Consider the following 12,647-nt stretch of genomic DNA (forward strand, 5'->3'; position numbering starts at 1 on the left):
GCCAAAGATTCCTGTTCAAGCGGCTTGCACCTTTAGCAAAGTGTATTTTATTGATTATCAATTATTTTTAGGGTATATTATGTAGGAAAGCTAGCGATAGCTGGGTATGTGTTCAAACGCCTCCTAAAAGTAAATTTATTTATTTGCAATCTATTTTTGTTTGACTATGAAACAATTCTTTTTGTCGTGGCAAAAGTATAAAATTCATACCATACGACTATAGGGTGTCGTTTTTCATTTGCAACAAAGTCTTTTGTACAGCATCTATAATCTCTTTCTTATCCTTTTCTTGTGCGAATTGCACCGCTTTTTCTTCTACTTTTATAGCCTCGTCTTTCCGGTTGGTGGCATATAGCAAGCAGGCATAAGTATCAAGGTAATAAGGGTCATTCTCTCTGAAATCGCAGATAGCCTCCATCCAGCGTGTGGCTTTAGAGAGTAAGGCAGCATCATTGCGACGTGTTTCGAAGATATAATAAGCGATACTATTAGCCTGATTTGCCCATACATTGCCATAAGAATACCAATCGGAATAATACCCATTCTTAGGAAATACCTTGTTGATACCTTGCACGAAATTGCCTTTCCCCTGTGCGATAACTCCCTCTATATAAGGTACGTAATAATCGATAGCCGCTTGCTTATCTCGGTCTAATAAATAGTATATATAACCCAATGCCGAAGTCATCTTTTTAGCAACTGCCTCTTCGTAAATAGGTCTAATTTCTTCAAGAGGCAGTACTTTTTCTTTTTCTAAGTCATTAATAGCCTCTTGTACAGTAGAATCGTATAGCTCTATTTTGTTATTAGAGCTGATATTCACATCATTGTCAATAGCTTTGTTGTAGGCTTCAATGGCTTGGCTGAACTTCATCAGGTAGGTGATGGTTTGCAGCTTGTCTTTAGCAGCGACTTTTTTATCCTCTATCAGATAATTTCGGTAGTTATGAAGATTTCTGACGGTCATTCTGGCAAAAGATGGGTCTAAAACTGTATCGTTTTGATGACTTGCAGCCACTCTGCGCCATTGGTAAGTCAGTTGGGCGGGGGTGGTTTTCAGTTGATAAATAAGTTTTTTATTTTTGAAGTTGAGTGCGTGATACTCTTGCTCAAATTTTTTGCGGTTAGTAAGCAAATACAAGCTCAAATCATAGTTTTTGAGGTAAGTGTAAAAGAGCGCTTCTACTTCTTTTATAGGTGCCTGAGGGTTAGCGAATAGCTGGTCGATGTGGCGCGCTACTATGATGCTGTTGAAAAGAGTAGGTGCCGTATTTTTTCCGAAGAAATCATCGCGCTGGGCTTCAGCTATGGTACTTTCTTGATAGTAAAGCACGTGTCCCTCGTAATCTACAAAAATCACTTGGTTTTTATCAGTGGCAATACCGTGTTTTTTTAGCCACTGCTCATCGCTTTTAGTAGTGATATAAAACTGATAAGTAAAAGGTAGTTTATCGCCTTTTTCTATCTTGTAAGATAGTTTTAGCAGCTCAAACTCTTTGTCAGCTTTGGGGTTCTGCGGTTGGTGAAGGATAGCGAGCAACTGCTGAGTGGGTTTTACGCGTTGTATCGCTTTTTCAATATTCTTGCTATCGCTCACCACTAAGGTGGCGTTTATCTTTGCTTCCTCTTCTTCCTCTTTATAATCTTCGAGTATATCGTCATAATCATCGATTACACAACTCAGTACCCTATTTGTTTTAAGTCCTTTAAAAGCCAGATGTTCCCAGTTTTTTACACGTGTTATCTCGTTGGGGTAGAGGGGGGTAGGGATGAGCTTCTGGTATATATCAGGTCTTCTATTGTTTGTTTTCATAAGTGATAGCTCGCCCGTTGAAGCCTCATATACTCCTATAAATTCATTGCTTAAAGCACCGCTCTCTCCCAAGAAAACAACTTCTAAGGCATTAGTGTTCTTGCCTATATAAAAAGTGTTGATAGTTACCTCGCCGTTATTTTCGCGGTATTCGGCAGCAAAGCTGTTTACCAAATAGAGCTTTTCGGTACGCGGAATTTCGATATGAAGGGTATCATTAGCGAGTTGCTCTTTCGCCTCCTTATGCAGATGTAGATAAGTGACGCCCCCTTGTTCGTTTTCGTAGCCTACATAGATAAACAAGGTAGAATAATCCCAAGTCATTCCTTTAGAGTGTATGAATGAGAGTTGCAGCTGCTGGGAGTTGCCCTGCTGTTTGTGTAGCATAAAAGAGCGGTCAGCGTTTAGTATCACGAGGTTGCCATCGCGTCTGTAGCTACCCGAGTATCTTATCACATCGAAAGTATTATCAGCATTGAGCCGGATACTTTCTCTTTCTCTATCGTTTTTATAAATCCCGACAAGGCTATCTACTTGGGCGTAGAGTCCACTGGCAAAAAGACTAAAAAGTAGGAGGAGGTTTTTCATAAAACAATTCTTTTTTGTTATACTAAGAGTTCAAAATTTATACCATTATTATTTTTTTTAACTATAGCTGACCTACCTCCATAATTATCTCATTGGCAAATTTGCTAATTCACTAATTTGTTAATTAACAAATTATCCCTATCTTTGCCCCTCACACAAATCAACAAATCGACAAATCAAATGAACGACTTTGAATATGCTTATCCGTTTGCCTCTGTGATAGAAGAGGCGAGCGCTCACGAGAAGAATTTTATCTTTTCGCACTGTTCAGAACTCAAAGAAGACAATGCAGAGCCTTGTTTCTTCTGGGGGAGTATCACTCAACCTTTTGTGGTGGCTAAGTGTCTTGCTACACTAGCGAAGACCGTAGCCTCTCAGTTTGCTATCGCCCCAGGAGTGCTTGCAAAATTGCGTGACCCCATTATCTCGGTGGGGAATGGTGAATTGCTTTTTGAGGGCTTCTCCTCTTGCAATAGCGTCTATGCCCGTGTAGGGTTGCGCAACGATGTGTTAGACGGTGATTTTCTCCAAAGTGGTTGCACCAATATCGATTTCAACGATGTAACCGTGCGTGCTTTCAATGCGGTAACCGCTTCCGAGAAAATGGTGCTTAGTGTAGGACAAAAGCAGACACACTTTATTACCGAGAAACACAAAACTGTAGAGAAAAAAGTAACCCTCCCCAACCGCTGGATCAAAGGCTTGGGTAATGTACAAGTATATCTTTCGGAGATGGATTTGGCATACCGCCTCAATAAAGCTGAAGCCATACAGCTCTTCCGTTCTTTGCCTAAACAAGCCGTGAAAAATGATTATTATTTGGTAAAACGCGGTGTTGGTTACACTTTTGCGCCTACCCCTACAGCGGGAGCTATCAAAATAGGAGGAGTACACCGTCTCAACCTCTTACAAAGTTTACTTCTGCTTGCCGATAGTCTTTATGTATATCGCAGTAGCAGTGAGCAATCAGTTGCTTTTGTGTTGCATTTCAAAGGAGTAGAGATGCTTTTCTTACTTTCGGATAATGTATATCGAGGTTTTTCAGGCGAAGGAAAATACTTGGAGAATATGATTGAAGAAGTACCTATGGAATGGCTTGTGGGGATTAACAATTTCTTCAAAACTAACGAAGTGTTCTCACCAGCAATGGTAGCTATTGAAAACGATGTGAATATGGGTACAATGGCGACCCTACAAGCATCACTTTCGAGTATCGGACTCTTGGGCTACAACCTCACCTATGGCAATTATTTCTACCGCCGTTTGCCTTTCAAACCCCAGCGTTTGATAAGTCTGAACCCGCGTTTGCAAAATGCCAAAAAACTCACTGAAAATAATGAAGTACAAATCGTAGAACAACGCGGTGATTATGTGAAAGCCAATGTAAAAGGAACAGGAGGGGTTACCCATACCGTTATTCTCGACGGCGAGAAAGCACAATGCACTTGCAATTGGTACACCAATCACCAAACAAACAGAGGGTTATGCAAACACATTTTAGCTACCAAGATGATAAGTCAGAACAATTAAGAGTTTTGTTAAAGATCAAGGTTAAAAAGATTCAAAGTAAGAGTAAAAGTCAATCCTTCAAAGGAGGCTTTTTCTCTTAAAGGTATAGAATAGCCTATATGAGCATTGTGTATATTAAAAAAAGAAAGTCCTATTCTGGGTTGTATAGCTTGAGTATTAATGGAGATTCCTGCTCCAAATATAAATATACTAGTTTCAAACCCTATTTCAGGGATTATCAGTACTTTATTAGAAGTGCTATCAAAATTTGACCCTATATGAGCACCTGCGTAAAAAGTTGAAGCTGTAGGAATGGCTAAAAAATAACCATTTCCTTCGTCAAAAGAATTGAGTGAAGCTCCTATAAAACCTAAGTTATGCGACTTGTTGCTATGGGTGAAAGCAGCTCTAACGCCAAAGTATTCAAAATCTTGAGCACTCCCTAACAAAGGAAGTAATAACAATAAAAAGAGTAGTTTTTTCATAAGAAAAGAATTTATTTATGACAAAAATAGCAATAATTTGTCAATTCTCATTGTCTTAATAAAACAAATTTGTACTACCTCACGGCATTCGTATTTAAAATAATAGACTTATAATTTATTAATAAACTACAAAAAAAGTAGCGAATATTAGATGTTTTCTCTTTAAAATTTTACTTTTGCAGATTAGAAGCCGTCCCAAAAATCTCAAAATCACCTTTTTGTCCCTACACTTTGAAAAAGCTTACAGTTCTGATAATCAATCACTTTTAGAGTATGTTATGTAAGGGCGTTTTGCAAACGCCCTTACAAAAATTTTTTTGGACACCTTCAACGGAGGTTAAGCCTTTAAAAGCGAATGCTATTACCTCTTATCTCTTACCTAAAAAATTCTCCTAAAAAGTATTGTAATCAAAAAAAACTTTGTACCTTTGCAACATATTTTGTATAAACAGAACATTAACTGCCACTTGACTCCTGTCACCTAACACCTTACCACTAAAAACTAACCACTAAATATAATGAGTATGACAAAGAAATTCAATCCCGACTATGTGTTCGAAACCAGTTGGGAAGTGTGCAACAAAGTTGGCGGTATCCACACCGTTATCGCTACTAAAGCCCCTGCTATTGCCAAAAAATTCAGAAGTAAATACATCTTAATTGGTCCTGATATTTGGCAACACAACGAAAATAAAGAGTTTGTAGAAAACCCTGAACTCTTCAAATCTTGGCGCACTAAAGCTGCCTCCGAAGGTTTGCGCGTGCGTGTCGGTAATTGGAAAATTGAAGGTAACCCCATCGTCCTCCTTGTTGATTTCTCTCATTATATGAGCGCTAAAAACGATATCTTGCGCTACTATTGGGATAACTATAAACTCGACTCTTTTAGTAGCCCCTGGGATTATGTAGAATCAGTGCTCTTTGGATATGCCGTTGGAAAGGTAATCGAAAGTTTTGTGAAGTTCAACACTGCCTCACGCGAAAACGTAATTTGCCACTTTCACGAATGGATGACTGGTAGTGCCTTGCTCTATCTCGAAGAAACTATGCCTAAAATAGGCTCTGTTTTCACTACTCACGCCACCGTCGTAGGTCGTGCTATCGCTGGCAATGGTTACCCGCTCTACAACGATATGAAAAACTACAACCCCGAAGAAATGGCTTATCGTTTCGGGGTACAACACAAACACTTCCTCGAAAAAGAAACTACTAAAGTTGCCGATTGCTTCACTACTGTAAGCGAAATTACTGCTCAAGAAGCTCAGCATTTCCTCAGTAGAAAAACCGATATCATCACCCCTAATGGCTTCAACGATGCTATTGTCCCCGCCGATAAAGATTTCGATAAAAAACGCAAAATAGCTAAAGAACGCCTCATCAACGTCGCACAAGCGTTGGTAACTCAACCCATTAGTGAGAATACCAAAATCGTTGCTATCAGTGGTCGTTATGAGTTCCGCAACAAAGGAATCGATGCCTTTATTGATGCCTTAGGTGCCCTCAATCGCAACCCTAAAAATAAAAAAGAGCTCTTGGCTTATATACTTATTCCTACAGCCTACGACGCTCCTAACCAAGGATTGCTCAATAACCTCCAATGTCCCGAACAAACAACCCCTAACGAACAAAAACATCTCACTCACATCCTCCCCGATGTCTATAACGATGCCATTGTAAAACGCATCAACGAACAACAACTCTTCAACCGTAAAGAAGATAAGGTGAAAGTGATTTTCTGCCCAAGCTACCTCAATGGTAACGACGGCGTATTCAACCTCTCTTATTACGATTTGCTACTCGGTCTCGATGGTACCGCTTTCCCTTCTTACTATGAGCCTTGGGGCTATACCCCGCTCGAAAGTTTGGCTTTCAAAGTACCTACCATCACCACTACTTTAGCAGGATTTGGCAAGTGGGTAAGCGACTACTATCCTCAAAAACAAAAAGCTATAGAAGTAGTCAATCGTACCGATAGCAACTATGGCGAAGTAGTAGGTGCCATCGCTAAAAACATACAAAATCTATTAGATAGCAAAGACGACGATTTCCAAGCTTTGCGCGAAACTGCCGCTAAAGTCTCCGAAATTGCCCTTTGGAAAAACTTAGTACAGTATTATATCAAATGTTACGAACTCACCCTCGAAAATATAGAGGATAGAGTAGAAAGCCTCCCTCCAGTAGAAACCGATGGCGTAGCTTATTTAGAAAAATCCAAAGTGGTAAACACTCCTAATTGGCGTAGTGTGATCATCCACCGCGCCATCCCTGAAGCCTTGCAACCCCTTGAAGAACTCGCCAAAAACCTTTGGTGGTGCTGGAATGATGAGGCTTACGAGGTGTTCAAATATATTGATAAAGCAAAATGGATAGAAGTGCGCAAAAACCCTATCGCTCTACTCGATAGCATCTCCCTCTCTCGTTACAAAGAGTTGGAAAACGATACTGTTTTTATGCGTAACCTCTCTAAAGTATATGGTGATTTTCAGGAATATATGGCTAAAAAAGCCGAAATGGTAAGCCCCTCTATTTCATATTTTAGTATGGAATATGGCTTGCACTCTTCTTTGAAAATCTACTCAGGAGGTCTGGGTATCTTGGCGGGCGACTATCTGAAAGAAGCCAGCGACAAAGCTACAAAAATCACTGGGGTTGGATTGCTATACCGCTATGGCTATTTCACCCAAAAACTCTCCTCAGCAGGTAACCAAGAAGCCGACTACGAGGCACAAGATTTCTCTAAAATCCCTGTAACTCCTGTATTCGACCCCGAAACAGGTAAGTGGATAGTGGTCTCTATCGATCTCCCTGGGCGTACCCTCTATGCCCGCGTATGGCGCGTTGATGTAGGTCGTATAGAACTCTATCTCCTCGATACCGATTTCGAAAATAACCGAGAAGACGACCGTTCTATCACACATCACTTGTACGGTGGCGACTGGGAAAACCGACTCAAACAGGAAATGCTCTTAGGCTTAGGCGGTATCAAAATGTTGCGAAAATTAGGTATCGATAGTGATATTTACCACTGCAACGAAGGACACGCTGCTTTCATCGGTTTGGAACGTCTTAGCGAATTTATCGAACACAACAACCTTACTTTCTCTGAGGCAATGGAGGTGGTACGCGCTTCTTCTCTCTTCACTACGCACACTCCTGTACCTGCAGGTCACGATGCTTTTGAAGAAGGTTTATTGCGTGCTTATCTCGGTAATTATGCCGATAAATTGCACGTGAATTGGGAACAAATCCTCGCTCTCGGTAAAATCAACCTGAGCGACCCTCACGAGAAATTCTCAATGAGTAATCTCGCCGCCAACCTCTCTCAGGAAGTCAATGGCGTGAGCTGGCTACACGGTGAGGTGAGCAAAGAAATCCTCAAAGATTTGTGGCCTGGCTATATGCCTGAAGAATTGCATATTAGCTATGTGACCAACGGAGTACACCAACCTACCTGGACAGCCGGTCTCTGGAAAGAAGTGGAAAACGAAGTCTTTGGTAAAGACTACAAAACTCACCACTACGACCCTAAGAGCTTTGAAGGTATCTACAAAGTATCCGATCAACGCGTGTGGGAAATCAAAACAGCCCTCCGCTCTAAACTCTTGCGCCGCGTCGAACAAAAATTGCGCTTAGAGAAAAATACTCCCTATTTCTCTCCTCGCCAATTAGTCGAAATCAAAGAAAATTTGCGCGAGGACATCCTTACCATTGGTTTTGCACGCCGCTTTGCGACCTACAAACGAGCACACTTGCTCTTTACCAATATAGAACGTTTAGATAAAATCGTAAATAATCCTGAACGCCCTGTACAATTTATATTCGCTGGTAAAGCTCACCCTGCCGATAAAGCAGGACAAGATTTGATTAAAAATATTGTCGAAATCTCTAAATTACCACAATTCTTAGGTAAAATATTGTTCATCCCTAACTACGATATGGAACTTGCACGCCACATGGTACAAGGAGTCGACGTATGGATGAACACCCCTACACGTCCGCTCGAAGCTTCAGGAACCAGTGGTGAAAAGGCAGCAATGAATGGTACTATGCACTTCAGCGTACTCGATGGTTGGTGGGTAGAAGGCTACCGCGAAGATGCCGGTTGGGCACTGCCAATGGAACGTTCCTACGAAAACCAACAATATCAAGACGAAATGGACGCTGAAACCATTTATAATATCATCGAAGACGAAATTGCACCTATATTCTACGATAAGAATAAAGATGGTGTTTCATCTCGCTGGTGCGCCCTTATCAAAAATACAATCGCCAAAGTCGCTGTGAATTTCACCACTACGCGTATGCTCACCGATTACGAAAACCAATACTATTACCCTATGACCGAACGCGTAAATAAACTGAAAGACAATCAGTTTGTAACTGCTATCGAGCTCTCTAATTGGAAACGAAAAGTAACCCAAGAATGGGATAATATAAAGGTAGTCAATTTCAAAGTCCCTAATCGAAACGAACAACTCATCTCTATAGGAAAAAACTATAAAGGCGAAATTACTTTAGAATTAGGCGAATTGCGCCCTGAAGATGTGGGTGTAGAACTCGTCGTTGCTCAACAAAAAGACGATAAGTTTAAAGTCCTCTCTACTAGTGAGTTCTCTGTAGTAGCTCAAGAAGGTAATAAAGCTACCTATCAATTAGAGATAGCTTCCGAATATCCTGGTGCTTTACACTTAGCAATACGTATTTTCCCTAAAAATAATTTATTGCCACACCGCCAAGATTTTGCCTTGGTAAAATGGTTGTAAAACATTTTTAATTAATTCGTAATCAAGTAAATAACAACAAACGAGGCAAGATGTAATACTGTTTTAAACACTCTGTTTTTAAGTCTTTTTTTTAGTTCTTATCAATTTTAACAAAAAAAAATAACCTTAAAAATTTATAGATATTAAAATAATACTTATATTTGCCCCCAAATTTAAATAGTAATCAAAATTCATTTTTAAGTATGAAGAAAATCAAATTAACTTTATTTGCTTTGGCTGCTGCTTTTTCAGTAGGAGTTCAAGCGCAAGATGAAAACAGTCCTTGGCAGATAGGATTTGGAGTAAATACAGTTGATATACGTACTCCAGATGCTTTTGGGGACTTGATGAAAGACTGGGGTGGACCAAGTGATATCAACATCCTTCCCGCTGTTTCTCGTCTTTCTGTAGGTAGATACATTGGTGCCGGTTTCTCTGCTGAATTATCTGGATCATTGAACAAAATCGAAAAAGGTTTCGGTTATAGCAAAGATCTTGATAATAAAGTAGATTTGTCTTTCTGGGCTGCCAATTTAGCTGTGAAATACCACTTGAACTCTCTTTGGAAAGCCGCAAGATGGTTTGACCCATTCTTACAAGTAGGTGGTGGATATGCCGCTATCGATAACGAAGGTAAATTCCGCGCTTTAGGCGGCGGTGGTGTAAACTTCTGGTTTACCGAAAACATCGGTATCAACTTGCAAACTGCCTACAACCCAACTTTCAAATCTGATTCTCAAGAAGACTACTTCCAACACGCTGCTGGTATTACCATTAAATTCGGTAAAAAAGACCGCGATAAAGATGGCGTAGCCGATAAAGATGACCTTTGTCCAGACGAACCAGGTAAAAAAGAATTGAACGGTTGTCCTGACCGCGATAACGATGGCATTGCTGATAAAGACGACGCTTGTCCAGACGAAGCTGGTCTTCCTGAATTAAAAGGTTGCCCTGATAGAGATGGTGACGGTATCGCTGATAAAGATGACGCTTGCCCAGACGAAGCTGGTAAACCAGAATTCAACGGTTGCCCTGATACCGATGGTGACGGTGTGCCAGATAACGTAGACCAATGTAAAGATGTTGCTGGTCCTAAAGAAAACAACGGTTGCCCTTGGCCTGATACCGATGGTGACGGTGTACTTGATAAAGATGATGAATGCGTTGATAAACCAGGTCCTGCTTCTAACAACGGTTGCCCTGAAGTAACTCAAGAAGTTCAAAAGAAATTGAACGACTTCGCAAAAACTATCTTGTTCGATGTAAACAAAGCTACTATCCGTCCTGAATCAGCTACTGTATTGAACAATATCGTTGAAGTATTGAACGAATACAAAAACGCTAAATTCTCAATAGAAGGTTATACTGATACAAGTGGTAACAAAGCTAAAAACCAAAAACTTTCTGAAGATAGAGCTTATTCAGTTAAAGCTTACTTAATTGATAAAGGTATAAACCCTGCTCGCCTTACTGCTAAAGGTTTTGGTCCTGAAAAACCTATCGCTTCTAACAAAACTAAGAAAGGTAGAGAACTTAACCGCCGCGTTGAAATCAACTTGGTAAAATAGTTTTAGGAACGTTTTTATCTTTATAAAACCAAAAAAAGAGGCTGCCACTTTCGGTAGCCTCTTTTCTATCTCTAACCCTTATGTCTATAGATATCCAATTACAAACCTTGCCTAATAATCCTGGCGTCTACCAGTTCTATGATGCCTCCGATACCCTTATCTATGTAGGCAAAGCTGTCAATCTCAAAAAACGTGTCTCCTCTTATTTCCAAAAAGAACACGATAATGCCAAAACACGCATTTTGGTACGCAAAATTGTCCGTATCGAGCACATCGTGGTAGCTACCGAAAGTGATGCTTTACTACTCGAAAACAACCTTATTAAAAAATACCAACCTCGCTACAACATTCTTTTGAAGGACGATAAAAGCTATCCGTGGATATGCGTGAAAAAAGAACGCTTTCCGCGTGTCTTCTCCACACGCCGAGTAGTGAAAGACGGCTCTTTGTATTTCGGCCCTTATACCAGTATGAAAACGGTGCATACACTTTTAGATTTGATAAAAGAACTCTTTCCCTTGCGCAATTGCAACTACGATTTGTCACCCCAAAACATAGCTAATCACAAGTTTAAAGTGTGTTTGGAATACCATCTAAAAAATTGCAAAGGACCTTGTGAAGGATACCAAAGCGAACAAGATTATAATAATAATATCCAGCAAATAGTCGAAATTCTCAAAGGAAATTTCAAAGAAGCGCTCAAGCACTTCAAAGAAGAAATGATGGCATTAGCTGCCGAAATGCGTTTTGAAGAAGCGCATCTCATCAAACAGAAAATACAAAGTTTGGAGAACTACCAAGCTAAATCTACTATTGTGAGTAGTAAAATTACCAATGTCGATGTATTCTCTATCGTTTCCGATGAAGAATATGGGTATGTAAACTTCTTGCAAGTGGCTTATGGAGCGATTGTGCGCGCTCATACTTTGGAGATTAAAAAGAAATTAGACGAGACTGATAGAGAGCTTTTAGAATATGCTATTATTGATATCCGCGAACGTTTCTTCTCTGTATCTAAGGAAATTATCGTACCTTTTGATGTAACTCTTTCTGACGGATTGCAAGCCACCATCCCTAAAGCAGGTGAGAAAAAACAACTTTTGGAACTCTCTTTGCGCAATGCCAAACACTTCCGTCAAGATAGGTTCAAACAAGAAAAAATACTAGACCCTGAACGCCATACCAATCGCATTCTCACCCAGATGCAACGCGATTTGCACCTCTCTGTGCCTCCTGTGCATATAGAGTGTTTCGATAACTCTAACATTCAGGGTACTAACCCTGTATCGGCTTGTGTAGTCTTTAAAAATGCCAAACCAAGTAAAAAGGACTATCGCCATTTCAATGTAAAAACCGTTGAAGGGCCTAACGATTTTGCTTCTATGGAAGAAGCTGTCTACCGCCGTTACCGCCGTTTGTTAGACGAACAGCAACCGCTGCCTCAACTTATAATCATTGATGGAGGTAAAGGGCAACTCTCATCAGCTCTAAAAGCCTTAGAACAGTTAGAATTGCGCGGTAAGATAGCTATTATAGGCATTGCCAAACGTTTAGAGGAAATTTATTTTCCTGAAGATAGTGTCCCTTTGTATTTAGATAAGCGTTCCGAAACTCTGCGTGTAATTCAGCAATTGCGTGACGAAGCACACCGTTTTGGTATTACGTTCCACCGCCAAAAACGCAGCAAATCAGCTATCGTATCCGAACTCGATGGGGTAGGAGGGATAGGCGATAAAACCAAAGAAACGCTCCTCCAACACTTCAAATCCGTAAAACGCATCCGTGAGGCTACATTAGCAGAACTCACAAAAGTCGTAGGTTTTAGAGGGAAAAAAGTCTATGAGTATTTTCATCATCCGTAATTCGCTAATTTTCTAATTTGCTAATTTGCCAATTATTACATATCTTTGCACTTTCATCA

General features: G+C 40.2%; 6 protein-coding genes. 4 read left to right on the forward strand and 2 right to left on the reverse strand.

Annotated features, from left to right (window positions below):
* Positions 1 to 217: 217 nt before the first annotated feature.
* A complete protein-coding gene (locus tag CBG49_RS05930) occupies positions 218 to 2,401 on the reverse strand; it encodes a hypothetical protein (protein ID WP_227002978.1) in 2,184 nt (727 codons plus the stop codon).
* Between the two features lie 180 nt (positions 2,402 to 2,581).
* On the opposite strand from CBG49_RS05930, the gene CBG49_RS05935 reads away from it, so the two are divergent.
* Positions 2,582 to 3,931 (forward strand): SWIM zinc finger family protein, encoded by a 1,350-nt coding sequence (locus CBG49_RS05935; RefSeq protein ID WP_088593768.1) that lies wholly within the window; start codon positions 2,582 to 2,584, stop codon positions 3,929 to 3,931.
* An 8-nt stretch (positions 3,932 to 3,939) separates the two neighbouring features.
* Here CBG49_RS05935 and CBG49_RS05940 read toward each other — a convergent pair whose 3' ends face one another.
* Positions 3,940 to 4,395 carry a hypothetical protein gene (locus CBG49_RS05940; protein WP_088593769.1) on the reverse strand — a complete coding sequence of 152 codons (456 nt, stop codon included), beginning with the start codon at positions 4,393 to 4,395 and terminating at the stop codon, positions 3,940 to 3,942.
* A 518-nt stretch (positions 4,396 to 4,913) separates the two neighbouring features.
* On the opposite strand from CBG49_RS05940, the gene glgP reads away from it, so the two are divergent.
* The 3 genes from glgP to uvrC all read left to right on the forward strand — a co-directional run bounded on the left by glgP (position 4,914) and on the right by uvrC (position 12,588).
* Entirely contained in the window at positions 4,914 to 9,158 is a 4,245-nt protein-coding gene (gene glgP, locus CBG49_RS05945; RefSeq protein WP_088593770.1) for an alpha-glucan family phosphorylase, read from the forward strand.
* A gap of 203 nt (positions 9,159 to 9,361) precedes the next feature.
* Positions 9,362 to 10,726 carry an OmpA family protein gene (locus CBG49_RS05950; RefSeq protein ID WP_088593771.1) on the forward strand — a complete coding sequence of 455 codons (1,365 nt, stop codon included), beginning with the start codon at positions 9,362 to 9,364 and terminating at the stop codon, positions 10,724 to 10,726.
* Between the two features lie 80 nt (positions 10,727 to 10,806).
* On the forward strand, positions 10,807 to 12,588 hold the full coding sequence (gene uvrC, locus CBG49_RS05955; RefSeq protein WP_088593772.1) for an excinuclease ABC subunit UvrC: 1,782 nt from the start codon (positions 10,807 to 10,809) through the stop codon (positions 12,586 to 12,588).
* Positions 12,589 to 12,647: the final 59 nt, after the last annotated feature.

The organism is Capnocytophaga endodontalis, assembly GCF_002209445.1.
In the GTDB taxonomy this organism is placed as follows: Bacteria; Bacteroidota; Bacteroidia; order Flavobacteriales; family Flavobacteriaceae; genus Capnocytophaga; species Capnocytophaga periodontitidis.

Excerpts from the sequence above, each read along its gene's own strand:
- glgP (WP_088593770.1), top strand. The coding sequence starts at position 4,914 with ATGAGTATGACAAAGAAATTCAATCCCGACTATGTGTTCGAAACCAGT.
- uvrC (WP_088593772.1), top strand. The coding sequence starts at position 10,807 with ATGTCTATAGATATCCAATTACAAACCTTGCCTAATAATCCTGGCGTC.
- CBG49_RS05935 (WP_088593768.1), top strand. The coding sequence starts at position 2,582 with ATGAACGACTTTGAATATGCTTATCCGTTTGCCTCTGTGATAGAAGAG.
- CBG49_RS05940 (WP_088593769.1), bottom strand. The coding sequence starts at position 4,395 with ATGAAAAAACTACTCTTTTTATTGTTATTACTTCCTTTGTTAGGGAGT.
- CBG49_RS05930 (WP_227002978.1), bottom strand. The coding sequence starts at position 2,401 with ATGAAAAACCTCCTCCTACTTTTTAGTCTTTTTGCCAGTGGACTCTAC.
- CBG49_RS05950 (WP_088593771.1), top strand. The coding sequence starts at position 9,362 with ATGAAGAAAATCAAATTAACTTTATTTGCTTTGGCTGCTGCTTTTTCA.